Here is a 24811-nt window from a genome sequence, read left to right on the forward strand (position 1 = left end):
GTCTTGTAAACTTTAACTACTTAAGTTTGAGAATGGGAAATGGGGAAGGGGGAATGGGAAATGGGGAAGGGGAAAAAACCTTATCTTAATATATCGAGCCTTCCAATCCTTTTCCCCTTACCCTTTCCCCTTTAACCGAGCAGTATTGCCCCCCACTCCCCACTCCTATCTACTAAGTAGGATTTGCAGCTTCATTAGTAGGATTTGAGGTAGAACGCGCATTCAAAGATAGCATGACGCGCGAAACGCCAGTGAAAATAATGCTGACGCCAACTAGTGTACCCAGAAGCCAGGGTGCGTTGAAGGGCCACTGGAACCAAATCATTGCGCCTAAGACCAATGTAATAATCCCATCACCGAGTATCCACGTCCAGTTTTCTTGGGGACGTAACCGGAATGCCAGAATTAACTCGAATGTACCTTCAGCCAGTAAAAAGCTGCCAAGCAACAAAGTTAGTGTGAGTACACCTGTAAAAGGATAAACAAACAACATTATGCCGGTTGCAATATAGAGTCCGCTCAATAGAAGTTTCCAAATAAAACCTCCCTGCTGGCGGGTTTGAGTGGCATAAACTAGTTTTGTAAATCCGGCGAAAATCAAAATCACCGCAATCCAAGTTTCGGCGAATATGGTCGATAGATTAGGCGCTGCGATCGCAATCACCCCTAAAATACTCAAGAGAACACCTGTTATCAGTGACCCATTCACATTTTTGTTAGTATTTTTAGAAACATCGGTTGTCATAAAAATCCCTTTCCTATTTTTAGACTAAACTCTACATTTAGGTTAGGGAATTTTTAATTAACACAGTATGAACCCTAAGATAGACTCATCAGTATTAACTTCGTTGCGATCGTGATTAAAATTTACGACTATTGAGATACTAAATCAATCATCAGATCGCAACTGTATTGTCTCTAAATTACCCTATAATAGTTCTGCAAGATTGCTGAGACGTTCATAAACAGAAATAAGACGATCTCCTTCAAGTTCAACAGAAGTATTTGGATAATTCTGAATGGCTCCAAGTAATGTCACTTCACCATTTTGTTGAATAGATGTACTTAAAGCACTTCGCAATGCTTGCTGGTCTAATTGTCCTGCGGGAGGATGAACTACCTCACCAATTTGGTTAACTAAAATTGGCCCTGCCCAACTAGCTAGTAAACTATTCAAAAAAGCAGCATCAGCTTTTATTGGGGCTTTCAATGCCTTACGAGCTACTGCGGGGTCTTGTTGCGCCGCCTGTAAATAAGCTCTTAATGTTGGGGTAGTCTTGCCAGTTTCTGTAAACTGACTTAATTCTTCAACAGATACTTGCCCCTGAAAAGTACCATACTTTAAAATAACTTGCTCGGCAGCATTAGCATTAGTAGTTGAGAATAGAACAATAGCACCTACACCTAAAGCTACAGTCTGAGTGAGTAACTGAGTAAATTTATTATTTAATCGATTGAGAAGTTGCGAAATCTGCATTTTGTTAAACTTGATAATGGTATGGAACAGACATAAGCAAAAAATGCCTATGTCTTTGGATTAAATTTTGTCATTAGGCAAAGCTGCATGAGGTAGTATTGATTGATCTTCGTCTAAAGTTGGTGCAGGTACGCCCAAATGCTTCCTTGCAGTTTCTTCAGCAAGCTTTCGGTCTTGTTCGTTCTCGAACTGGCTCTCATCTAACAAATGAGGATTTTTTGCTGCTTCGTCTCGGCTTGGTCGATAACCATTTTTCCACCTATACTTCCAGTCCATAGTTTAAAAGGCAGATATACTGCAATTTGATTTCCTAGTTGCTTATATTAGACGCTGAATGGAAAGTGATACTCCTGCTATGGGTTGAAGAGGCTCATTCAGAAGGTATAAATTTAACATCATCTTAAAGTAGTAATACTCTATTACCCTAATTTTAAGGCAATTATGAGTTGCGATCGCAAATGTAATAACGATTGTCACTAGCTGCGATCGCTACTGGTGTTATATAACATTTTACAGTTGCAGGATTTGTTTGATTTTATATTTTTATTCAAAAACAGATATGATAAATATTATTTTAGATATTGCCCAAATACAGAATCAGACAATTATGCTTAAAGAACAGATTACACAAGAACTAGAAAAATTACCTGAACCTCTGTTACAGGAAATTTTAGATTTTGTTCAATTCTTACAAGCAAAGTATCAAAAAGATAAAATCTTAGAAATCACTATTATGAGTGAATCATCACTGCGAAAAGATTGGTTAAGACCAGAAGAAGATACAGCATGGCAGGATTTGTAAAAGGAGATGTTGTTATTGTTCCATTTCCATTTTCAGACTTAACTGGTACAAAACGCAGACCTGCTTTAGTTATTGCTACTTTTCAGAGAGACGATCTGATACTTTGCCAAATTACTAGCCAAGCTGTTGGCGATATCTATGCCATTCAATTAGATAATAGTGATTTTAGCTACGGTTAATTAAATCAGCCAAGTAATATTAGACCAAATCGAGTTTTTACTGCTGATAAACAAATTATTTTATATCAAGCAGGTCAAATAAAACTTGAAAAATTAACAGAGGTTATTAATAAAATTATTGAAATTATACAGTACTCAAACCCGTAGTTGTATCCAGTATTTAATTAAGTTGGACTGGTGTCAGGTGGTTCGGTAACTGGCGGTTGCGTCACAGTTCTACCTACATAGATTTGGTGCGTTTGATTGTAAAACAACGCCAAAACGGTTGACTTGGGAGGAGTTTAGCAATACTGTTGCTGGCAAAGGTTTTGAATTTGGGGGAACTGATACCAATTCAAAATTCAAAACTTGTACTGAGCGTAGTCGAAGTATTCAAAATTAAGAAAGTAAGAAGTAGCATAGGTTTGGGCGTTTGCATCTGTATCATATTTTTTGTGAAATGGTATGAGGTAGTTACAGCTGGGTTATTAGGATTAAAATGAACAAGTATTTTTCATCACATCTGAAGCCTCGGAAACCTAACCCCCCTAGCCCCCCAACACTCACAAGGGAATGGGGGTTTCAAAGCCTCTCTCCGCTTGGCTAACGGCAGGTTGACGCCAACGGGGAGAGGAATAGAAGTGGGTTTTATAGTATACTTTGCAACTTTTCAAACAACCTCTAAAGGCGAACCGGAAGCAGGCTATGTACAGCCGTGATTTTTAATCGTCAGGTATATTTGCTGATTGCTTTATCAAAAAGCCTAATTGCTTTATCAAAATATTAAAATACTTTCTCAAAATACCGAAATGCTTTCTCAAAAGGTTTCAATGCTTTCTCAAAATACTCGAATGCTTTCTCATTTCGGTGTTTTCAGCAAGCAAAAGGCTTAAATGCTTTATCAAAAGGCTTAAATGCTTTCTCATTTTGGTGTTTTCCGCAAGCAAAAGGCTTAAATGCTTTCTCATTTTGGTGTTTTCCGGAAGCAAAAGGCTTAAATGCTTTCTCAAACACCAGTTTAGTTACTCATTTCAGTGTTTTCCACAAGCTAAATGGCATTTGACTTTTTCAAACGGATCTATGCCTTCTTTCCTGTTCCCTACCCACGCAAGTAAATTCTCCGAATTAAACCGGATTCCTATATGTCTGCTAAATTATGACTTTATCAGCCAAAGTTACAGAAGCACTTTGAATTTAGTAGAAAATTTATTAAATTTATGTCTAAAGAAATAAGCGCAAAATTAACCTGACTATACCTAAAAGTTGTGTATGCACAGAATAGTCATTCTCAACAAATATCTCTATAGATATAACTAAAAAAGCTACTTTTATTATAATTCCACCTTTAGGCTCACGCAATTTAAACTAAAAAGGGTAATACTAAAAAATAACATTATCAAAATTAAATATGGTTGTAATCAAAAATTGCAACCTAGACAACAAACAAATAGATAAATAGAGAAAAAAGTACAAACAATGGCAACTTCTACTGACCGCGAGCAACAGATTCAAAAACTGCGTGAACTCATCAAAGATATTGATTATGGGATGTTTACTACAGTCGATGATGATGGCAGCTTGCATAGTTACCCGATGTCAAAGAGTGGTGAGATTAACTCTGATAGCATACTCTGGTTCTTTACTTATTCTGATTCCCATAAGGTGACTGAAATAGAACATCACGAGCAAGTCAATATTAGTTTCTCTTCACCCGAACAGCAGCGATACGTTTCTATCTCAGGTACAGCACAACTTGTGAAAGAGCGCAACAAAATGCGACAGCTATGGAAGCCGGAACTTCAAACCTGGTTTCCTAAGGGACTAGATGAACCTGGTATTGCTTTGCTGAAGGTAAATATTAACCAGGTTAATTATTGGGATAGTGTATCGAGTTTCAAGCCACAAACAATTAGTTTTTTGACAACATCACGCCTTTAAGTAATTAATAATTCGTAGTTAAGAATTCAATGAGGAATTATTTAAAACGTGTAATTATTGTCCGAAATTGCGGCAGTTGTTAGCGGTATTGAGTAACTGAAAGCACTGCATTGAAATTCAGCGATCGCCCGTGGCTGGCTTTTAACTAATGCAAGTGGTGTGCGTTAGCGTAGCTCACCGCAGGTATCGCTGTCAGCCATATGCTGCTGATGAAGGCAGAATCAAACATGGTTTTCCACCCTAAAGCAAAGCACAAACATGAAACTGGAGAAATAAAAGTTATGCCTTACAAACAAATTGCAGACTTACCAGATTCAGTCAAAGAAAACTTACCCAAACACGCCCAAGAAATTTTCCGAGCTGCATTTAACAGCGCTCAAGAACAATATGGTGGAGAAGAACGTGCCTTTCGAGTCGCTTGGAGTGCGGTAAAGCGCGATTACGAAAAAGGCGATGATGGGCATTGGCACAAAAAACCAGAATAGAATTCAATACGGTTCGATTAAGGTTTTCTTACAGCCAGTGCTTGGGATAAGTCCTCTCTTGTGCCAGATTATTAAAAACCACAGCACAAAGCACCAAAATAATAGAACCTTGTAAAGCAGGTGTTAATAGAAATTGCCAAGGAGCTTTTGTCATCATCACGACTAAGGCAACTGCTCCTGAAGGTGGGTGTACAGTTCTAGTCAGCTGCATCATCCCAATGGCTGTTGCTACTGCCATTCCCATTGTCCAAGGTGACGAACCAAAAAGATGTAAAATAATTAGGCTGACTAAGGCAGCTACGAGATTACCACCAATCACATTACGGGGTTGAGCCAAAGGACTGTCTGGTACACCAAATATCAATACACTGGTAGCACCAAACGGAGCCATAAGCAGAGGAGAATGTGTTTTCACAGACAGGTAAGCCGTTGCTGCGATTGCTAAGAAACTACCAAGCCAACTCCAAAAAATATGTTTGTGATGAGGTTTCTCTATAGGATATGTTAGAGGACACGAGCGCCAGGTTCCACTTACCTTAAACCAGTAATTATTCAATTTCAAGTGAAGATTTTTGTAATGGAATAATCTTAAATAAGTAGAATTAGTTCGTTTTTTTGGGCAATTTCCTTTCATAAACTCCACAATAATAAATAAGCATCAACTTAGAAAATATGAGTTGTGACATTATACTGTAGCTAGTTATCAATACCGAAATAAACAAACACATCTATCTCAAGTTTGTTAGCAAAAATAGTATCTTTCGGTTGATATACTTAAAGATAACAATGCACACAGTAGTACCTTTCCAAATTGTAGATAAGGCATCGACTAGATTATTTATTCAAGACATTAAGAGCAACATTTACATAGACCTACTAACGCTAAATTAACAAGTCTAATAAAATATTGCCTAATGTCATGATTTTATAACATTCTACCATTAAAGGATCTTAGAAATTTTTCAATAAAGCATATATTACATAGAAAAAAAACTATCATAGCTATAATATTTACTTATAGATTGCCTGGATTCGTTCCATAGTGACATACTCACGCTTACCTGTAATCAGGTAAGCGTGAGTATGTCACGTGAAAGTCCCACATTGAGCAAATATCCCGCCCAGAACTAAAGTTCCGGGCTGATAAGCGAAAGTCCTCTTTTAGAGGACTAAACTAAATTTCTTGTTTAGTCCTCTAAAAGAGGACTTTCGTTATGAGACTCGGAATTTATTCCGAGGCGGGATAGATACAATAGCAATATATATTTAGGAAGTATCAGATGTCACACAAACAATTGATTTATTGCTGGCAAAAATGGTTACTTCCCATTTTGATGCCTGCCATTGTGCAAATAGTGGTTCTAACATTAGGGGTGTTGAGCATTTTGGGAAGCACTGCTCCTATAAGTCATGCTCAAGCTGTTTTCAGCAGTAGTCACATCCAGGAGCAACAGACACAATCAAAATCAACAGTGCTAAATGCCACTGTATATCGCAGTCCCGATTGTAACTGTTGTGGCGGGTGGATTGAGCACTTAAAGACACAGGGTTTTAAAATCACAGATTTTTCTGAGCCTGACATCGAAACAGTCAAACAAAAGTACAACGTGCCGGATGACTTGTCATCTTGCCACACGGCAATTGTTAATGGATATGTTATTGAAGGACACGTCCCAGCAGACGACATCAAACGTCTGCTTCAAGAAAAGCCAAATGTTGTTGGTTTATCTGTTCCGCAAATGCCTGTAGGCACTCCTGGGATGGAAATGGGGAATCGAAAAGACCCGTTTTCTGTGCTTTCTTTCGATCGCAAGAACTCAGTTGCAGTATTCAATAAGTATCCTGGTGAGTTCTGAGTCAATAGAAAGAATCTTTTAACTCAAAACTCAGCACTCTTTATTTAGAACCAGTTTTGATCGACTGCGACAAATGACTTAACCATCTCCTCAACCAGAAAGTAGATGATGCGCTTGCAATATTTTGAGAAAGAAACTCAATGGCATGGTTACAATCTTGCAGGCTGGCATCGAGTCCCATTGCACGATAAATTTCACGAGCATTGCAAAAGGCATCCATCGCTTCTGATTCTCGATTGATTTTTTCTAACACCAAACCCAAATTAAACCAGGCATTTGCTTCTCCGTTTGGGTCATTAAGATCGCTTCTAATCTCTAATGAATGCTGATAAAACTCCAACGCCCTTTGGTACTTTCCTAAAGCCTTATAAGCACTGCCCAATCCACTCAAGGCCATGCCTTCAGCATTGCGATCGCTGATGAATTTCGCCAGCCCTAACCATTGTTGGTAAAATTCAATTGCGAGTTGGTAAGATCCCAACGATTCATAAATGTTGCCCAAACTTCCCAGGCAGATGCATTCCCCTGTCCAATCGCCTGTTTTCTTCGTTATACTCAACCATTGTTGGTAAAGCTCTATCGCTTGCTCGTACTTACCCAGGTATTCATAAGTATTACCCAAGCTTGCCAAGCAAAGACCTTCCCCAGTGCGATCGCCTATTTTCCTGGTAATACTCAACCACTGGTGATAATATTCAATCGCTCGCTGGTATTTGCCCAGTGATTGGTAAGCGTTACCCAACCCAGATAAAGATTTGGCTTCTTCTAAGCGATCGCCTATTTCTTTCGCTATATCTAACCATTGTTGATAAAACTCAATTGCTAGGTGGTACTCGCCTAGCGACTGGTAAGCATTGCCCAAACTTGCCAAAGAAATCACTTCCCGATTGCGATCGCCTGTTTCTCTGGCTTTTTCTAAACACCGCTCTTCATACTCAATGGACTCAATATTATTTAGTCCCCCGGATCTTATTACTTCTGTCATTCTCTATAGAAATTTTTGCTCCATAAGCTGACGATTATACAATTTTCTGTGGCTTTAGCACAGGATAAGTGCAACTTATGTCAAAATTTAGAAATTATTCTTGAATATCAAGCTTTCTTATATAGTTTTCATACACAGCGATCGCTATGTATAAAAAGCTTTTATCTATCCTTAGTAACAAGCATACAAATATACCATACTGAAAAACTTAGCTTTCTCAAAAGATATGAGAAAAACCAAATTAATCAGCAGCAGCATAATCTGGCAATACGTTGAGTTCTGAATTAACAGCACTTAAATAATTTTGATCGTTTAAAACTTGTGATGGTAATTTATTTGCATTCACAGCAGCTTTAACCAAATCTTTCGCAAGAATATTTCTATTCAAAGTTTTAAGTACTAGCGCTTCTCCACTAGGAATACCGTGTTGTTGCAGACCTCCTTGATAAGCAAAATGAACTAGATTCAAAGGCTGGAGGTAATTCGCAGAAGTCGAGTTCGTGGATAAATTATTAGAGTTAACAGCTATTGTTTCATTGTTGTTCGTAGTAGCTGTTTGAGCGCCAGCAATTCCAGGTACAAGAGTGATAGAAGCAAAAATCAGTGCAGAATTTATTAAGGTAGCAAGTTTCATAAGTTATATTTAGGTAAAATGCGATCGGTGTTCCTTAGTAATAGAGTCCTCTTTATTATTAATCTCAACTTCCTTCAGTCAGGTCATCTGATCGGTTGATATATGACTCACCCAAAAGGGTGAGCTCATTGAGTGATACAAACAGCAATGGAAACTCAGTTGAGTCTAGATACAACAAAGATTGGTTGAAATTGTCAAGTACTTACAGCAGAATTCAGAATTCACGAGCATACACTACTACAGACTTTTCAAACATCCTTTTAGACCAGAGAGCGAGTGAAAAGAGGCTTTTCGGAATTTTGCACAGATGCGGTAATCATAAGTAATTAACCGGACTTGATATCATGGGTATTTACCCGGATGTCAGAGAAAAACACTGCGTGCCGCTTTGCTAAAGCGTCTCTACATACCTAAAATTCTTTCTTAGAAGGAAAAACTTGACACTTAAGCGCTTGTTTAGTATAAATGTACTATAAAAGCGCTTGATATTGCATAAAACTTTACCACTCCCGACTACGCTAATAGGAGAGTACAAAATAAATGAAGCTATCTAAGGTAGACTTGAGCAGTTTAGTAGCGATCGCTCATTCTGATGGATATTTGCAGTTGTTGCTCGACCGAGGCAACGAACTAGAGTTTTTGGAAATTCCGGCACCGATACAAGCTTATGAAGGATTGCAAGAACTAAACGAAGCGATTGCCGAAACGACTGCATTACCTTTTGAAGAAGAACCTATTGTCATGCTACCAGTTGTCTCATCAATGGCTATGGCTGTAGGCTACGATCGCAACGAACAGATTTTGCAAGTTGAGTTTCAAAGTGGAGCGGTTTATCAGTACTTAGGCGTAGACGAGGATACTTGGGAAGATTTACATTCCTCGGATTCAATTGGCAGCTTTTTCAATCAAGAAATTAAAGGTAGATATGACTGCGATCGTCTAGATGGTGCAGATTAATAGACCTCTTGCAAAAAGCACTTTTGCACTCTTGGGGAAAAGGGTAAAGGTTAAAGGGGAAAGGGACTTTTGCAGAACCTTTTCCCCTTCCCCTTCCCCTTTCCCCTTTTCCCCTTCTTGGGACCCCACTTTCCCCTTTTCCCAACAAATGCCAAGAAGTCTTTTCTTCAGAGACAATAGAAAAAACCCATATAATATCAACGCAGTTATGACAACTACACTTACCTCTGCTGTTAAACCAAGAGCCGAAGATAGTTTTGCCATTACCTTTGCACCATTGTCTCTGGAAGAAATCTACGCCAAATCCGACGATCCAGCCAGTGGTGCTGTGGTTGTGATGAGTGGTATGGTTCGCAATCAAACCGATGGTAAACCTGTGATTGCTCTAGAGTATCAAGCTTATGAACCGATGGCGTTGCGGATATTTTATCAAATTGCTGCTGATATTCGCTTATCTATGTCTGATGTGAATCGAGTCGCGATTTATCATCGTGTTGGACGTTTGCAAGTTGGGGAAATCAGCGTTTTAGTAGCTGTGGGTTCTCCTCATCGGAGTGAGGCGTTTGAAGCTTGCCAATATGCTATTGATACGCTCAAACACAATGCCCCTATATGGAAGAAAGAACATTGGCAAGATGGTTCTAGCACCTGGGTGAGTATTGGTGCGTGTGAAACATCAGGAGAAAATTGTTGATTTGAAAAAGAATTCAGAAATCAGAATTTAGATTGACAAAATTTTGACAAGTCAGATAGTACCATTTCTTTGCGAGGCTGCGCCAAATTTTTTTTCTTTGTGTACTTTGCGCCCTTTTCTAACGAGACGCTGCGCAATGCGGTTCGTTTTTTTTCTTATACTTCACTCCTAATATGGTTTAGCGCATCTTCATACAGAATTGGTATAAGATGCTATATTTTTTTTCCAAATTTGTTGAACTCATCGACACCACTCGCCAGAACCTTGAAAACCATCGTAACTTCTCTACGAGACGCTGCGCGAACGTTAAATGGTGTCGATTGTTTTCACAGTAAGAATTTCAGGCTATCAAATCGATTGTTTGTCGCTGTGCAAAAGTACTCTTAACGAACTCTGCAATCTCTATACGATTCCCACCGGGATCTCGGAGGAAAAACCGCACGCATCCTGGAAGTGGTCGTCGATCGGGAATAATTTCTATCCCATACTCTTTTAGGTGTTCTTCAAAGGCGTTCAAGTTATCGACTTGGAAACAAAAATGCCGTCTTGATGCTTGGTTATTGGCGTTTTTCTCTCTACTAACGTGCAGTTCAATATCTCCCAATTTGTACCACGCTCCTGAATCATTTTTGATGACATCAGGTCTGGCAATTTCAGTCAATCCTAAAACTTTACTATAAAAAAACAGCATTGCATCCTCCACTTCCAGAGGATAGGTTACTTGAATATGATGAACTGCATTAAGCTTCATAAATTTTTCTCCTAATTTGGGTTAAATTTGGTATGCCTACAATCACCTTTTGCTGTAATCCTGGCGTATTTTTAAAGTTTTTCTGTTCAAACTCACCAAACATCTATACGACAAGCTTTCCCATACTGATGCGTTCTTCAATGAGATAGCCAAGTTTTCTATAAAACTCAACTACTTCTGCGTTGGAGACACGAACTTGGAGATTGATTTTGAGGCATCCCATCGCTATTAATACCTTCTCTGCGTGCTGCACTAGCTTGCTACCAATACCCTGCCGTTGATACTGAGGACTGACTGCAACTGTATATAGCCAACCGCGATGCCCGTCATATCCTGCCATGATAGTCCCTACAATCACAGAGTTAATCTCAGTAACGAAAAACAACTCTGGCTGTACAGCAAGCTTCTGACTGATTACCAATTTTGGGCTGCTGTGCGACGGGTTATTAGGAAACACCTCATCCCACAAAGCACTGACTAATTCAGCATCAGATTCTTGGTATGGTCTTATATTCATCTACATCTCTAAATCAAAGGACTTGCCTTTGCACATTGTTTGTGAAATACTACTCTTAAAACTACGGCAAATCGATATATTTTAAGTAGTATTGTACAAAAATTACCATAAAACATCGCGTCCTGAAAGCAATTACAGGCTAATCCTAAGATGACAAACACAGAAATTCGCACTGCTCAAGTTAAAGTTCCTAACGGAGATTTGCAAATTGATGCTTACTTGGCTGAACCAGCACAAAAAAGAACCTTCCCAGCCGTTATCGTGATTCAGGAAATTTTTGGGGTTAATATTCACATTCGAGAAGTTGCTGAGAAATTTGCCAAAGAGGGGTATGTGGCGATCGCACCGACTTTATTTCAACGCACCGCTCCCGGTTTTGAGGGGGGATACACTCCTGAAGATGTCCAACAAGGGAGAGGGTATAAAGAGCAGACAACAGCCGAGGAAATATTGAGTGATATTAAAGCTGCGATCGCCTATCTAAGAACTTTACCAAATGTGCAAGGAGATGCGATCGGCTCTATTGGTTTTTGCTTTGGTGGTCATGTTGTTTATCTAGCTGCCACCTTACCAGATATTAAAGTTACAGCTTCCTTCTATGGTGGCGGGATTCCCAACTCAACTCCCGGCGGTGGAGAACCAACCATCACCCGCACTCCAGAGATTAAAGGCCCCATTTACGCCTTCTTTGGTCTTGATGACCAGGGAATCCCCTTAGAACATACAGAACAGATTGAGGCTGAATTGAAGAAAAATCAGATTACTCATGCTATCTTCCGTTATCCCGGTGCAGGACATGGCTTTTTCTGCAATCATCGCGCCAGCTACAATGCCGAAGCTGCTGCCGATGCTTGGAAAAATGTTCAAGAACTGTTCCAAAAGAACCTTCAGCTTCAAAAAGTTTAAATCTTGAGGTTACGAGCAATACAACACTAGAGGCGTACAGATGTGCGCATAGGTGTTAACTTAACGTGAAAGCCAGCCGAAAAAAAGCTTTTAGATATTGTCTCGTTCCCAGTCTGAGACTGGGAATGCTGTCCTAGACGCTCCGCCTCCCTTGCTGGCGGCAGAGCCGCAATTGAAGAGCATTTCCAGCCCAGAGGCTAGAAACGAGATTTGACAAAGCTTTTAGCTTAAGTTGACACCTATGAGATGTGCGCCTCTACAACCGAACATAGGCATAGCCAAATAAGTCCAAAAGCAAATTAAAAAACAAAGTATCACGTCCATGATTCCCGTTTTCAAACAGCCACAAGTTAAGATTTTTCAACGTTTTTCATTATTCCTTTTACCTGGATTATTAACAATCTCAACAACCTTAATTAGTTGCTCAGTCCAAAACCCAAATTCAGCAAATCAAACCACTAGTTTGAAAACCAAAGTTGTCCGAATGGGATATCAAAGTTCTGGGGATATTTTCAGACTTAAAGGATCGATTGAAAAACGTCTAAAGCCTTTAGGTATTTCTGTGGAATGGGCGCAATTTGCCGCCGGGCCACAACTGATGGAAGCAATGAATGTAGGCAGGGTTGATATTGGCTCTGTAGGCGAGACTCCCCCGATATTTGCCCAAGCGGCTGGCACATCTTTAGTTTATATTGCTAGTAATAAACCCAGTACTGGTAAAGGAAGCGGAATTATCGTTCAAAAGAATTCACCGATTCGGAGTTTAGCCGATCTCAAAGGTAAAAAAGTAGTTTTTCAAAAGGGTTCTGCTTCCCATTACTTATTAATAAAAGCTTTGGAAGAGGCTGGTTTGAAATATAGTGATATTCAAGCTATTAGCCTCCCTCCTTCAGAAGCCCGTGATGCTTTTATTCAAGGCAAAATTGATGCCTGGGTAACTTGGGACCCTTATTTAGCCGTGGCCCAAAAAAAAGCAAATGCTCGTGTTTTGAGAGATGCTAGTGGCATTTCTACTCAGGGCGGATATTACATGGCAGCGCGAAAATTTGCCACAGAAAACCCGAAATTAGTGCGATTAGTTCTTGAGGAGATAGATAACACAGGTCAATGGGCTGAAAAAAACCGATCGCAAGTTGTAAAACTGACTATTCCTCACCTCAAAATTGATGAAGATATTTTAACAACAATGGTTGAAAGGCGAACTTACGGTATAAGACCAATTACGCCTGAAATTATGGAAAAACAACAGAAAATTGCAGATTTATTTGCCAAAGAAAAAGTGATTCCTAAACCCATCAATATTAAGGAAGCGATGCTGACTAGCGAACAATATGCAGCGATAACACCGGAAACCATTAGCCAGAAATAGCGCCAGGAGATAAGAAAATGGAAGTTTTTTGGTATTTGCCGACCCAGGGAGATGAACGTTATTTAGGTACTACAATTGGCAGACGAGCAGCCACTTACCCCTATATGCAGCAAATCGCCCAAGCTGTTGATAAATTGGGCTATGGCGGGATGTTGATTGGTACCGGACAAAAACAAGATACTTGGATTGTCGCTACTTCATTAATTTCAGTTACAGAACGCTTACGGTTTCTTGTAGCCTTTCGTCCGGCAATTATGTCGCCTTCTTTAGCAGTGAGAATGGCTGCGACTTTTGACCAGATTTCTAATGGTCGAATTATTCTGAATGTTGTCACTGGTGGCGACACCAAAGAACTTGCAAAAGATGGGATTTTCTTAGATCGTGACCAGCGTTATGAACTGACAGATGAGTTTTTGACAATTTGGCGATCGCTCATGCAAGGTGAAGAAGTAACCTATAGTGGTCGCCATCTCAAAGTTCAAGGCGCAAAACTCCAATTTCCTCCCGTACAAAAGCCTTATCCCACCTTGTATTTTGGCGGTTCTTCAGATGCGGCGCTCCAAGTTGCTGCCAAACACATTGATGTGTATTTAACTTGGGGTGAACCACCAGATCGAGTTGCCGAAAAGATTGCAAAAGTACGCCGATTAGCAGCAGAACAAGGTAGAACGGTACGTTTTGGGATTCGGATGCACGTCATAGTCCGCGAAACTACGCAAAAAGCTTGGGATGCAGCTAATGAACTGATTCAGTATGTCGATGATGAAACCATAGCAGCTGCACATCAGCGGTTTTCTGAATCGGAATCAGAAGGACAACGCCGGATGGCTCAACTGCATAAAGGCGAACGCCAAAACCTAGAAATTAGCCCCAACTTATGGGCAGGTGTTGGCTTAGTACGTGGCGGCGCTGGGACTGCCTTAGTCGGAGATCCAGACACAGTTGCAGCGCGGATGCTGGAATATGCCGATTTAGGAATTGATACCTTCGTTTTCTCAGGTTATCCCCATCTCGAAGAAGCCTATCGAGTCGCAGAATTACTGTTTCCTCGCTTACCAGTGCAAACACCAGGCATCGCATTACCGCAGCAGGTTGCAAGTACATTCAGTGAATTTGTTACCAAAACAGATTTACTCAAACCCCAGCCAGTGTAAGCAATTCAAAATCCAAAAACTAACGTGATTTAACTCATAACACCTTAGTACAACATTGCATAAATTCGGCAAAACTCTGCATTCCTCTGCGCTACGCCAGTTGCTACAACGCGGGGAACCCGCGCAACGCACTGGCTTAACTTTGCGTGCCTATGCGTTTAAAAACACAACGATTTTACAGAAAAAAGCATGAGTACGAAAAAACCTCAACTTAGACTAGGCGCATTCTTGCCCAGTACTGGTCATCACGTAGCATCATGGCGACACCCCGAAGCGCAAGCTAATGCTGGTTTGAACTTTCAGCATTATAAAAAGCTGGCACAGACGGCAGAACGCGGCAAATTTGACATGATTTTCTTTGCCGACGGTGTGGCTGTGCGCGACCGCAATCAAAGCGCCGACCTTTTGAGCCGAAATGGCAAACTCGTCCACTTTGAACCTCTCACCCTGTTGTCGGCTTTATCTGTAGTAACGGAAAACATTGGTTTGACAGCGACAGTATCGACTACATACAACGAGCCTTATCACCTCGCCCGCAAGTTTGCATCATTAGATTATCTTAGCGGTGGCCGTGCAGGTTGGAATCTTGTAACTTCTGCTACTGAAGCTGAAGCGCTGAACTTCAATCGGGAAAAGCACATGGAACATACCCTACGTTATCAGCGTGCGAAAGAGTTTGTGGATGTAGTCACGAAACTCTGGGATAGTTGGGAGGACGACGCCTTCTTACATGATAAGGAATCGGGTATTTACTTCGATCCAAATAAACTGCACGTTCCCAACCACAAAGGCGAACATTTTTCAGTACGCGGTCCCCTAAATGTGGCGCGTCCTATCCAGGGTTATCCGGTGATTATTCAAGCTGGGTCTTCCGAGGATGGTAAGAATCTGGCTGCACAAACGGCGGAGGTAATTTTCACTGCCCAGCAGACCCTTGGCAGAAGCTCAGGCTTTTTATCAAGATGTGAAGGGGAGACTGGCTGAATACGGGCGCTCACCTGAGCATCTTAAGATTATGCCAGGTGTATTCCCAGTTATCGGCAAAACTGAGCAAGAAGCTAAGGACAAATTCGATCGAATTCAGGAGTTGATCGATCCGGTGGTCGGCTTAAATTTGCTTGGCTCAATGATCGGTGGATTTGACCTATCCGGCTATCCATTGGACGGGCCGTTGCCAGAGCTACCAGAGACTAACGGGGGTAAAAGCCGTCAGCAACTTCTGATTGACCTAGCTAAGAGAGAAAATTTCACGATTCGACAACTGTATTTGTCGATAGCTGGAGCGCGTGGGCATCGTCAGATTCTAGGCACACCAGAACAAATTGCCGATCAGCTAGAAGATTGGTTTGTCAATGGCGGGGCAGATGGCTTTAATATTATGCCGCCCTGGTTGCCGGGAGGATTGGATGAGTTTGTAGACTTGGTAATTCCTGAATTGCAACGTCGCGGTCTGTTCCGTACAGAGTATGAAGCACGAACCCTGCGCGAAAATCTTGGTTTACCTCGTCCAGTAAATCAGTTTAGCAAAGTTGCTACTCGTGAAGCGGCGATCGCCTAACTTTTTCTAAAGCAAGTTTTTCAGCAAAAAGGCTCAAGCATTCCCAATACAGTTAGGATAAGCATTTTGAACTCAGAATTAGCTTTGGGGAAAAGGGAAATGGGTTTGCGGTTAAAGGTTTTTTATTCCCCTTTCCCCTTTCCCCTTTAACCGAACCGTATTGCAAGCATTCCTGCCTGAGCCATGACTAAATTCAATTTATAGATTAGCTTCAAGAACTATATCTTGCGATCGGTAGTGGATAAGCTCAGTTAAAATTTATCGCCATAGTAATGTAAAATGATTATCTGGATGATGTCTGGTTGATATCTATAACCTCAACAAAGTCTAAATTACTAAAGCTGAGAGTTGGGAAACTCCGGTGAAATTCCGGGACTGTGCCGCAGCTGTGATGGGATGACCCAAGTCAGAATGCCAACTCTCAGGATGTCCTCAAGACACACTCACCGTCTACTCCCTGCGTTGCACGGGGAAGGAGTTCTAAAATTGGTTTCTGGATTTGCCACTTGTCCCGGCTTGTTTTATGCTACTCCTGCCGCAGATGGGATATTATCTCGCGTTAGAATACCAGGTGGAATTATTACTAGTCAGCAGTGCCGTGCGATCGCAGATATAGCAGAACAGTACGGTGGCGGCTATCTAGATGTGACTAATCGAGCTAACCTGCAAGTCCGTGAAATCCGCACGGGGATAAATGCTGAGGTTCTGAAATACCTCCAAAATATGGGATTGGGTTCTGACAATACTGTTGTAGACCAAATCCGCAATATTATGACCAGTCCAACTGCTGGTATCGACCCCCAGGAATTAATCGATACTCGCCCTTTTGTTCAAGGTTGGGATGATTATATTGCTGCACATCCGGCGCTTTCGAGACTGTCGGCCAAATTTAGCGTTTGCTTTGATGGTGGTGGGATAATTCAGGTGGGCGATCGCTTGAATGATATCGCCTTTGCAGCTGTCTTACTTAACGATAATGTTTATTTTCGGCTCTCTCTCAGTGTTGGTGAGAAGGGTCAACCCCCCAGCGATACAGGAATTTTACTACCACCAGAAAAATGTTTGCCCGTCTTAGCAGCTTTGGCAGATGTCTATCTAGCTTATAGTCATACTACGAGTAAGCGCCGGCCACGTTTGAGAGAGTTATTGAATACTTTGGGTTGTGAAAATTATCTCCAAGAAGTTGAGCAGCGTTTACCTTTTTCTCTTTTGTACACTGAAATCAGAAAAGACCTAACCCCCCAACCCCCTTCCCTACAAGGGAAGGGGGAGAAATATCAGCATATTGGCATTCATCCCCAACGTCAGCAAGGCTTATTTTACATTGGTGTCGTCTTGCCCCTTGGTCGATTGGAAAGTAGACAGATGCGGGGTTTAGCAGATTTAGCGGCAAAATACGGTAGTGGAACTCTTAGGCTAACCCCTTGGCAAAATTTGCTCCTTACAGATATTCCTCAGCAATGGGTTGCTGATGTCCAAAGTGAAATTGCTTTATTAGAATTAGATTCCTCTGCAAACAACATCAAGGGTGGATTAGTTGCCTGTTCGGGAAAAAAAGGTTGCGCTGCTTCTGCCACTGACACTAAAAGTCATGCGTTGGCATTGGCAGAGTATCTTAAAACTCGCGTTACTCTCGATTACCCAGTTAATATCCACTTCACTGGCTGCGAAAAATCTTGTGCCCAGCACAGCAAAAGTGATATTACTCTCCTCGGCGTCACCATTGAGGCTGAAAATAGAACTGTGGAAGGCTATCACGTTTATGTTGGTGACAGCAATCAGAAATTCGGACGCGAACTATATCAATATGTAACTTTTGCCGAACTACCTGCATTAATAGGGCGGATGCTATATGTATATAAAATTCAACGCTTAAATTCTAATGAGTCCTTTGGAGAATTTGCTAATCGATTTGCACTGGAACAATTACAGCAATTATTTAATATAATCCCTCAATCAATTGCGAACAAAAAGATTCCCAACTTTTTAGAGAAGTCGGCAATCTAAGCCTTTTGATTTTTATATATTAATCCCAAATTTAAAATCCCAAATTGAATGCCCGACTATATCCGAGATGCCAACGAAATTTACCGTAATTCTTTTGCAATCATCCGGTCAGAAGCGAACTTAGATGTGTTGCCACCCGATGTAGCAAAAGTTGCTGTACGTCTAATTCATGCCTGTGGGATGACGGATATTGTCACTGACTTGGGATATTCACCAACAGCAGTACAATCCGCAAGAGCAGCACTGGCAAATGGAGCGCCAATACTGTGCGATTGCCGCATGGTTGCCGATGGCGTTACCAGACGGCGGTTGTCTGCAAACAATCAAGTTATCTGTACCCTCAACGAGCCAGAAGTACCAGAACTTGCCCAGCGTATGGGTACTACCAGGTCGGCGGCAGCTCTTGAATTATGGCGATCGCACCTAAAAGGCTCGGTAATCGCAATTGGAAATGCGCCCACAGCCCTGTTCCGATTGTTAGAAATGCTCGATGAAGGAGCGCCCAAACCTGCAATTATCTTAGGCTTTCCAGTGGGGTTTGTCGGTGCAGCAGAATCAAAAGCCGCACTGGCAGCAGATAGCAGAAATGTACCATTTTTAACCTTACACGGTCGGCGCGGTGGAAGTGCGATCGCGGCAGCAGCAGTTAACGCCCTGGCAACGGAGGAAGAATGAATATGCAACCCAAAGGTCGTCTTTATGGAATTGGTATCGGTCCAGGCGATCCCGAACTATTGACCATCAAAGCACTGCGGCTATTACGTGCGGCTCCTGTGGTAGCCTATCAATCAGCCACAGATAAAGAAAGTATTGCTAGAGCGATCGTGGCGCAGTATCTTCCTGGCAATCAAATCGAAGTACTATTTCACCTCCCCCGCGCTTTGGAACCAGAAAAGGCCCAGTCTATTTATGACCAGGAAATTCAACCAATCGCTGACCATTTAGCAGCAGGTCGAGATGTTGTAGTATTATGCGAGGGCGATCCATTTTTCTATGGTTCGTTCATGTACGTGTTCACGCGGTTATGCGACCAGTACGAAACAGAAGTTGTCCCCGGAGTTTCCTCGCTGATGGCTTGTCCGGTAGCCTTGGGTGTACCTTTCACATACTATACTGATATTCTCACAGTCTTACCCGCCCCGTTGCCAGCAGAAGAACTGACTACACATCTGCTGATGACCGACGCCGCCGCAATTATGAAACTAGGTCGTCACTTTACCAAAGTACGAGATATCTTGCATAAATTAGGCCTAGCATCACGGGCAAGATATATTGAGCGGGCATCAACATCACAGCAACGCATCATCCCCCTAGATGAAGTCGATCCAGCCGAGGTACCCTATTTCTCAATGATTGTGATTCCCACCAAGAATCGACTATAGACTGACCTTTTCTTTTTAGTTAAGGTATTATTTAACCGATGATTGAGACTTTACCATAAAGAAATACTTCAAGAAAAGTTGATGGCTTTTAATAGCACCTTCACTCCTGATACGATCGCTGCTGGCTTTCATGCCCTGTCTGACCCTCTACGGATTCAGGTATTAGAACTGCTGCGCTCTCAAGAACTATGCGTCTGTGACCTATGCGACCACCTGGGAACCACTCAATCTAAACTGTCTTTTCACCTCAAAACCCTGAAAGAAGCGGGTTTAGTTCGCGCTCGTCAAGAAGGGCGCTGGATTTACTACAGCCTCAATCTACCGCAGTTTGCTGCCTTAGAGCTATATTTAGCAGAATTCCGCCGTTTTAGCCCCATATTACCTATTCGTCCCCCCTGCGAACCTTAAATATTCATCAATTTTTTTTGTCATATTTTGTTTAATTTTAGTTTTATAGGCATTGATAAATCAATTTTTTTTGAAATGATGGAGATATACTCTTGATATAACTCACGAATTTTAGATTTTCAATTTTGGATGTTGGATTGAATAATCTGAAATTCCTGCTGAAAGCTCCTGCATTCATGTATGGGGTTAATTGTAATGAACAAAAAAACTTCAAAACGCCTCTCCTTTATTGACCGCTTTCTAACCTTGTGGATTTTTTTAGCAATGGCGATCGGCGTTGGTCTAGGCTATTTCTTTCCTGGAGTAGAAGCCTTTATCAATCAGTTCCAGGTGGAAGCAACCAATATACCGATCGCCATCGGGTTAATTCTGATGATGTATCCGCCCTTAGCCAAGGTGCGGTATGAAGAATTAGGCGATGTATTTCGCAACGGAAAAATTCTTGGTGTTTCACTAATTCAGAATTGGATCGTTGGGCCAATTTTGATGTTTGCTCTGGCAGCTATCTTCTTACACAGTTATCCAGAATACATGACGGGATTGATTTTGATTGGATTAGCCCGGTGTATTGCAATGGTAGTTGTATGGAGTGACTTGGCACGAGCTAATACAGAGTACACGGCTGGATTGGTTGCCTTTAACAGCATCTTTCAAGTCATCTTTTATAGTCCTTATGCCTGGTTTTTCATTACTGTACTGCCGCCACTATTTGGCTTACAAGGTAGTGTTGTTCATGTCAGTATTGCTGAGATTGCCCAAAGTGTGTTTATCTATCTTGGTATTCCGTTTTTAGCTGGATTTTTCACTCGTTACTTCTTAGTAAAGGTGAAAAGTAAGCAGTGGTATCACGAGGAATTTGTGCCTAAAATCAGCCCCATCGCACTGATTGCTTTATTATTTACAATCGTGGTTATGTTCAGCTTGAAAGGGAATTTGATTGTTCAAATCCCCTTTGATGTAGTGAAGATTGCAATTCCGTTGATCGTCTACTTCATCATCATGTTTTTGGTCAGCTTTTACATGGCTAGGCGCGTTAAAACAGACTATTCTAGAGCCGCAAGTGTCGCCTTTACATCGGCAGGAAATAATTTTGAATTAGCGATCGCCACTGCGATCGCAGTATTTGGCATTAATTCGGGTGTTGCTTTTGCCGCCGTCGTCGGGCCTCTGGTGGAAGTGCCTGTATTGATTGGTCTGGTTAATGTGGCTTTCTGGTTTGAAAAACGTTATTTTTTGCCATCTGAATCGAGAAGCTTTTAAATTTAGCCAAATTATTCAAAGGAGTTGAACCATGAAACGTGTGATGTTTGTCTGCAAAAAGAATTCTGCCCGTTCCCAAATGGCGGAAGGTTTTGCTAAAACTCTTGGTAAGGGAAAGATTGCAGTGATTAGCTCTGGGTTAGAAGCAAGTCAGGTCAGACCAGAAGCGATTGCAACTATGAAAGAAATCGGTATCGACATTACCGATCAACACTCTAAACCCCTAAGTGATTTCCAAGCGAAAGACTTTGATGTAGTAATTTCTTTGTGTGGCTGTGGTGTGAATTTGCCGCCTGAATGGGTTGTGCGGGAAGTATTTGAAGACTGGCAGTTAGACGATCCAGCAGAACAACCAGAAATTTTTCCGAGAGTCCGCGATGAAATCAAAGAACGGGTCACTCAATTAATTGAGTCTGTAAATAAAGAATTTACAACTGCTCGATAAATATTAGACTTCTTGCATAAGTCGGGAAAAGAAAAAGGTTCTGCAAAAGTCCCTTTTCCCTTTAACCTTTACCCTTTTCCCCAAGAGTGCAAAAAGCACAAATGCCAAGAGGTCTATTATTTGTAGTGCGGATGTTCGCGATCCCCAATCAATCGTCAGTGGCTAAAGCATATCAGGAGTTTAATGAAGACGGGACTATGAAGGATTCGCTTTCCTGCGATCGCGTTGTCGATGTGATAGAAGCTGTTTACGGAGGCGATCGCTTCCGTTATGGACCAAAGAAACAAGTCAAATCCTCTTCCCTTCTGCTTCCTGCCTTGTTTCTGAGAATAACTTTACAAATTTACTTTGCTATTGCGTCTCTTGAAATTAACTTTAACGTGAGTTCGACAAGCCCTTTTTTGACCTCTCCCCCAACCCCTCTTGGACACAGAGAGCAGAGCCAAAACCCTAATTTTTCGTTGCTCCTCCCTTGACCCCCGTGGGAGAGGGAAGTTGTCCGGGAGAGGTTCATCGAACTCACGTTAACTTTAAAACAAATTGACTATTGAGCATCTAAAAAAAGATAATCTCCTGGCAGATTGAACCAGGAGATTCAAAAAAATTGATTCATCTTTACAAGCGTTGTAGCAGACTCAAACCGTGGCTATCAGTACCACAGGTATTGAAAAGAAAGTATTCATCAGCCAACTTTTGCACTTGTTCTGATTCCAATACGCTGGGTTTCCAAGGGTTAGGGTTATTGTAGGCGTAGAAAGTTTCCACACCATCGATGCCCTTTTGGGCCGCAGCTGGAATTAAGTCAAAATGCGATCGCTTGTAACGAGCTGGATGAGCCAGAACTGCCAATCCCCCAGCTTCATGAATAGCGGCAATCACGTTACTTGCCTGATATTCTTGCCCTGTAGTCGGCCTTCTTTGCAGATAGGGTTTCATACTAGGGTGTTCTATGGCAAAAGCGTAAGCCAAAATGTGAACTTCTATATTCAAAAGGCTGGCATTGATTTCCACGCCACTCCACAGGTGAGGAGTGGTTACATGAGGATTATTCCACTTCCAATCTTCTAACCAAGCAAGGGCCGCTTGATAGCCGATAATACCATGATGATCGGTGATAGCTAACCCTTTTAACCCAATAGCGATCGCCTGCTCCATCAATGCACTCGGCTGCAACTTACCATCTGAGTAGACAGTGTGCATATGAAAGTTGAATAACTTTGGACAACTATATGCATCAATGTTACGGAATACTTGCTTTAAAAGCTCTGCCGAAGTTGTAGTACGGGCCAAATTTACAACCATAACCCCCTCTGAAGAAAAATATCTATCGTTAACACACCAAAATGCCACATCTCTGGATGAGAAAGAACCAACACTAAAAATTAGTATCGGCTGCTACTTTCTCAGCTTTCTCAGCAAATTTTTCAATATGTTAAGACTACGTTAGCAAATCTTAATCTCAGTAGTCATGGGTAATACAAACTACTTTATTCTTAAGCAGTACTAAATATTACATTCAAAATTCATCAATGCGCCTATAACATCTGTGTTAAATGGCTTAAAAAATAAAGGTTTAGTAGAGTAATTATCTCAAATAAGCCGAAAATGCAAATTGATTTAGTGTGTAAAAAATATTACTTTTATCAGTAATTACAGCTTTTTTCTAACCAATAATGATTTTAGCGTAGGTGTAGCCAGCACTTCTCTACGAGACGCTGCGCGTAGCTTGCTTAAGAGGAGGGGTACGACAAAGCTACTTCGGCTGCGCGGTAGTTGAGCGCAGTCGAAACTCAGTACAAGTCAGTGACCACCGCAGGCATCGCATAAGTGAGTCTAAAATAGCTTCGAGAAAACTAAGATGTCTACGACGGGCTATGCCTACATTTGGGTTGTATCATACCCCTCGCGCAATTCCAAAAGAATCTCCCTTCAAGGTGACTCCAAGAGGTTCTATCACTACCTCGCGGGAAAGAGACGCTTCAACTCTTCCAGCGATCGCAGCCGAAAGTTGATGTTCTCTTGCAAGCAGGACAATTCTTTCTGCATCCTGTTCAGACTCTGTATAGAATGCGAATCCTGCACCGTAATTGAACACCGAAAGCATCATCTCGGCCCCGCCCTCAAGATGACTCTCAACAAATGTAAATATCTCTGGTACTGGGAGCATTGTTTTGATAACGTACCGAAGCGGCTTCACCGACCGCATCAGCTTTTGCCAGCCATGACCAGTGATATTCTCCATCGCTGTGGGACGAATTCCTTCGCCAAGCACTGCCTGTACAAGGGGCGTGTAGAGATAGGAAGCAGCATTCATCGCTTCCCAGAACTCCTGCCCACTCGGAAGTTTTGTTCTGTAGCCATCAGGAAGCGACTCGGCAAGCTTTCGCAGTGGGGTAAAACCGTTCTCATGGGGGCCTGAACTTTCCACGAGAACAATAGTATTTCCGGCATCCAGACGCGAGCTATTAATGGGAGCAACACCAGCGGGCATAACCCCAAAAACCGAGCCGGCGATATCGAGCCGCCCTGGAATCATCTTGGTTTTTAGTTGAGGAGTTTCCCCTGAGAGATACACACACCCGACTCGTTTGCAGCCCTCAACTACGCCATCAAGAAACCCATCAAGGAAAGCGGGAGTAAAAATTGTTTCAGGAGTACTCGAAGGCAGATAAAGACCGAGAAGTATAGTCTGCATACCTGAAGTTGCGGCATCATTCGTCAGACACGAGATAATCTTGATTCCAATATTCCACCAGAATCGTCGAAGTTCTTCTTCGGAAAGATCGTCAGGGCGGGTATCGTCTGCGGTGCCTAGTCCTTCCGGCACAAGTGTCATCGAAAGTTCTCTAGCCCCCGCCTCTAGAAACGGAGCGAGATTGAAGCTGAAAGCATTAGCACTTGCTCCTAGACCCTGACGCGGGGACGATGCCATAAGAGCTTGCAAAGCCAAGTGTGCGTTTTGCAGCATCGATGAAGCGTCGTTTTGCAGCATCGAGAGTATCGTAATCGACTTGATCGAGAGCTTGAGCCATCAGGTTGTGTTTTAAGTTAAGAGTTAGGAGTTAAAA

The 24811-nt window shown here is 41.8% G+C and carries 27 protein-coding genes, 2 pseudogenes and 1 riboswitch; of the genes and pseudogenes, 18 read left to right on the forward strand and 11 right to left on the reverse strand.

Going from position 1 to position 24811, the window contains the following annotated elements:
- Window positions 1-172: 172 nt before the first annotated feature.
- The 3 genes from NSTCB13_RS25880 to NSTCB13_RS25890 all read right to left on the reverse strand — a co-directional run bounded on the left by NSTCB13_RS25880 (window position 173) and on the right by NSTCB13_RS25890 (window position 1753).
- Window positions 173-745, reverse strand: coding sequence for an HdeD family acid-resistance protein (locus NSTCB13_RS25880; RefSeq protein WP_445627444.1), 573 nt, complete (start codon window positions 743-745; stop codon window positions 173-175).
- Between the two features lie 183 nt (window positions 746-928).
- Window positions 929-1477: an alpha/beta hydrolase gene (locus NSTCB13_RS25885; RefSeq protein WP_448274291.1), complete on the reverse strand. Its 549-nt coding sequence runs from the start codon at window positions 1475-1477 to the stop codon at window positions 929-931.
- Window positions 1478-1537: 60 nt separating this feature from the next.
- Window positions 1538-1753 carry a bromodomain-containing protein gene (locus NSTCB13_RS25890; RefSeq protein ID WP_445627442.1) on the reverse strand — a complete coding sequence of 72 codons (216 nt, stop codon included), beginning with the start codon at window positions 1751-1753 and terminating at the stop codon, window positions 1538-1540.
- 283 nt (window positions 1754-2036) lie between these two features.
- On the opposite strand from NSTCB13_RS25890, the gene NSTCB13_RS25895 reads away from it, so the two are divergent.
- Complete coding sequence (locus NSTCB13_RS25895; RefSeq protein WP_445627441.1) at window positions 2037-2279, forward strand: DUF2281 domain-containing protein; 243 nt, start codon at window positions 2037-2039, stop codon at window positions 2277-2279.
- A complete protein-coding gene (locus tag NSTCB13_RS25900; protein WP_445627440.1) occupies window positions 2264-2458 on the forward strand; it encodes a hypothetical protein in 195 nt (64 codons plus the stop codon). Before NSTCB13_RS25895 ends, NSTCB13_RS25900 begins: the two co-directional genes overlap by 16 nt.
- Before the next feature lie 852 nt (window positions 2459-3310).
- Here the strand turns inward: NSTCB13_RS25900 and NSTCB13_RS25905 are convergent.
- A complete protein-coding gene (locus NSTCB13_RS25905; RefSeq protein ID WP_448274292.1) occupies window positions 3311-3451 on the reverse strand; it encodes a hypothetical protein in 141 nt (46 codons plus the stop codon).
- 462 nt (window positions 3452-3913) lie between these two features.
- Here NSTCB13_RS25905 and NSTCB13_RS25910 point away from each other — a divergent pair, with 462 nt between their 5' ends.
- Together NSTCB13_RS25910 and NSTCB13_RS25915 are read left to right on the forward strand one after the other, a co-directional pair.
- Window positions 3914-4375, forward strand: coding sequence for a pyridoxamine 5'-phosphate oxidase family protein (locus NSTCB13_RS25910; RefSeq protein WP_445627439.1), 462 nt, complete (start codon window positions 3914-3916; stop codon window positions 4373-4375).
- Between the two features lie 281 nt (window positions 4376-4656).
- A complete protein-coding gene (locus tag NSTCB13_RS25915) occupies window positions 4657-4860 on the forward strand; it encodes a ChaB family protein (protein ID WP_334841609.1) in 204 nt (67 codons plus the stop codon).
- A gap of 28 nt (window positions 4861-4888) precedes the next feature.
- On the opposite strand, the gene NSTCB13_RS25920 is transcribed toward NSTCB13_RS25915, so the two are convergent.
- Window positions 4889-5416, reverse strand: coding sequence for an HPP family protein (locus tag NSTCB13_RS25920; protein ID WP_448274293.1), 528 nt, complete (start codon window positions 5414-5416; stop codon window positions 4889-4891).
- 724 nt (window positions 5417-6140) lie between these two features.
- On the opposite strand from NSTCB13_RS25920, the gene NSTCB13_RS25925 reads away from it, so the two are divergent.
- Window positions 6141-6716: a DUF411 domain-containing protein gene (locus NSTCB13_RS25925; protein ID WP_445627437.1), complete on the forward strand. Its 576-nt coding sequence runs from the start codon at window positions 6141-6143 to the stop codon at window positions 6714-6716.
- 40 nt (window positions 6717-6756) lie between these two features.
- Here the strand turns inward: NSTCB13_RS25925 and NSTCB13_RS25930 are convergent, their stop codons facing one another.
- Window positions 6757-7701, reverse strand: coding sequence for a tetratricopeptide repeat protein (locus NSTCB13_RS25930; RefSeq protein WP_445627436.1), 945 nt, complete (start codon window positions 7699-7701; stop codon window positions 6757-6759).
- Window positions 7702-7942: 241 nt separating this feature from the next.
- Window positions 7943-8335 (reverse strand): hypothetical protein, encoded by a 393-nt coding sequence (locus NSTCB13_RS25935; protein ID WP_445627435.1) that lies wholly within the window; start codon window positions 8333-8335, stop codon window positions 7943-7945.
- Between the two features lie 540 nt (window positions 8336-8875).
- Here NSTCB13_RS25935 and NSTCB13_RS25940 point away from each other — a divergent pair.
- Window positions 8876-9292: a KTSC domain-containing protein gene (locus NSTCB13_RS25940; protein ID WP_445627434.1), complete on the forward strand. Its 417-nt coding sequence runs from the start codon at window positions 8876-8878 to the stop codon at window positions 9290-9292.
- A 208-nt stretch (window positions 9293-9500) separates the two neighbouring features.
- On the forward strand, window positions 9501-9986 hold the full coding sequence (locus NSTCB13_RS25945) for a molybdenum cofactor biosynthesis protein MoaE (protein ID WP_448274294.1): 486 nt from the start codon (window positions 9501-9503) through the stop codon (window positions 9984-9986).
- Between the two features lie 340 nt (window positions 9987-10326).
- On the opposite strand, the gene NSTCB13_RS25950 is transcribed toward NSTCB13_RS25945, so the two are convergent.
- Entirely contained in the window at window positions 10327-10737 is a 411-nt protein-coding gene (locus tag NSTCB13_RS25950) for a VOC family protein (RefSeq protein ID WP_445627433.1), read from the reverse strand.
- 103 nt (window positions 10738-10840) lie between these two features.
- Window positions 10841-11254, reverse strand: a complete 414-nt coding sequence (locus NSTCB13_RS25955) for a GNAT family acetyltransferase (RefSeq protein WP_445627432.1) — start codon at window positions 11252-11254, stop codon at window positions 10841-10843.
- A gap of 150 nt (window positions 11255-11404) precedes the next feature.
- On the opposite strand from NSTCB13_RS25955, the gene NSTCB13_RS25960 reads away from it, so the two are divergent.
- From NSTCB13_RS25960 to NSTCB13_RS26010, 11 genes and pseudogenes are all read left to right on the forward strand, one after another.
- Complete coding sequence (locus NSTCB13_RS25960) at window positions 11405-12160, forward strand: dienelactone hydrolase family protein (RefSeq protein WP_448274295.1); 756 nt, start codon at window positions 11405-11407, stop codon at window positions 12158-12160.
- 322 nt (window positions 12161-12482) lie between these two features.
- Window positions 12483-13529, forward strand: coding sequence for a sulfonate ABC transporter substrate-binding protein (locus NSTCB13_RS25965; protein WP_448274296.1), 1047 nt, complete (start codon window positions 12483-12485; stop codon window positions 13527-13529).
- A gap of 17 nt (window positions 13530-13546) precedes the next feature.
- On the forward strand, window positions 13547-14683 hold the full coding sequence (gene ssuD / locus NSTCB13_RS25970) for an FMNH2-dependent alkanesulfonate monooxygenase (RefSeq protein WP_448274297.1): 1137 nt from the start codon (window positions 13547-13549) through the stop codon (window positions 14681-14683).
- Window positions 14684-14872: 189 nt separating this feature from the next.
- Window positions 14873-16241 (forward strand): annotated as a pseudogene (locus tag NSTCB13_RS25975) (LLM class flavin-dependent oxidoreductase).
- Window positions 16242-16582: 341 nt separating this feature from the next.
- A riboswitch (adenosylcobalamin-variant (AdoCbl-variant) riboswitch) is annotated at window positions 16583-16666 on the forward strand.
- The gene (cobG, locus tag NSTCB13_RS25980) at window positions 16653-18248 is read left to right on the forward strand and encodes a precorrin-3B synthase (RefSeq protein ID WP_448275021.1); all 1596 of its coding nucleotides are present in this window, start codon (window positions 16653-16655) and stop codon (window positions 18246-18248) included. (Overlaps the previous riboswitch by 14 nt.)
- Window positions 18249-18296: 48 nt before the next feature.
- A complete protein-coding gene (locus NSTCB13_RS25985) occupies window positions 18297-18923 on the forward strand; it encodes a precorrin-8X methylmutase (RefSeq protein ID WP_448274298.1) in 627 nt (208 codons plus the stop codon).
- Window positions 18924-18925: 2 nt separating this feature from the next.
- Complete coding sequence (locus NSTCB13_RS25990) at window positions 18926-19630, forward strand: precorrin-2 C(20)-methyltransferase (RefSeq protein WP_448274299.1); 705 nt, start codon at window positions 18926-18928, stop codon at window positions 19628-19630.
- Window positions 19631-19711: 81 nt separating this feature from the next.
- A complete protein-coding gene (locus NSTCB13_RS25995; RefSeq protein ID WP_445627423.1) occupies window positions 19712-20038 on the forward strand; it encodes an ArsR/SmtB family transcription factor in 327 nt (108 codons plus the stop codon).
- Window positions 20039-20233: 195 nt separating this feature from the next.
- Entirely contained in the window at window positions 20234-21298 is a 1065-nt protein-coding gene (gene arsB / locus NSTCB13_RS26000; RefSeq protein ID WP_448274300.1) for an ACR3 family arsenite efflux transporter, read from the forward strand.
- Window positions 21299-21329: 31 nt separating this feature from the next.
- Window positions 21330-21743, forward strand: a complete 414-nt coding sequence (gene arsC / locus NSTCB13_RS26005) for an arsenate reductase, glutathione/glutaredoxin type (RefSeq protein WP_448274301.1) — start codon at window positions 21330-21332, stop codon at window positions 21741-21743.
- A gap of 125 nt (window positions 21744-21868) precedes the next feature.
- Window positions 21869-21994: pseudogene (locus NSTCB13_RS26010) on the forward strand (arsenical resistance protein ArsH); the annotation flags it as partial.
- A 364-nt stretch (window positions 21995-22358) separates the two neighbouring features.
- Here the strand turns inward: NSTCB13_RS26010 and NSTCB13_RS26015 are convergent.
- Together NSTCB13_RS26015 and NSTCB13_RS26020 are read right to left on the reverse strand one after the other, a co-directional pair.
- The gene (locus NSTCB13_RS26015; RefSeq protein WP_448274302.1) at window positions 22359-23045 is read right to left on the reverse strand and encodes a PHP domain-containing protein; all 687 of its coding nucleotides are present in this window, start codon (window positions 23043-23045) and stop codon (window positions 22359-22361) included.
- Between the two features lie 592 nt (window positions 23046-23637).
- Window positions 23638-24735 (reverse strand): AIR synthase related protein, encoded by a 1098-nt coding sequence (locus tag NSTCB13_RS26020; protein WP_448274303.1) that lies wholly within the window; start codon window positions 24733-24735, stop codon window positions 23638-23640.
- Window positions 24736-24811 lie beyond the last annotated feature (76 nt).

This window comes from Nostoc sp. DSM 114160, from assembly GCF_053470305.1.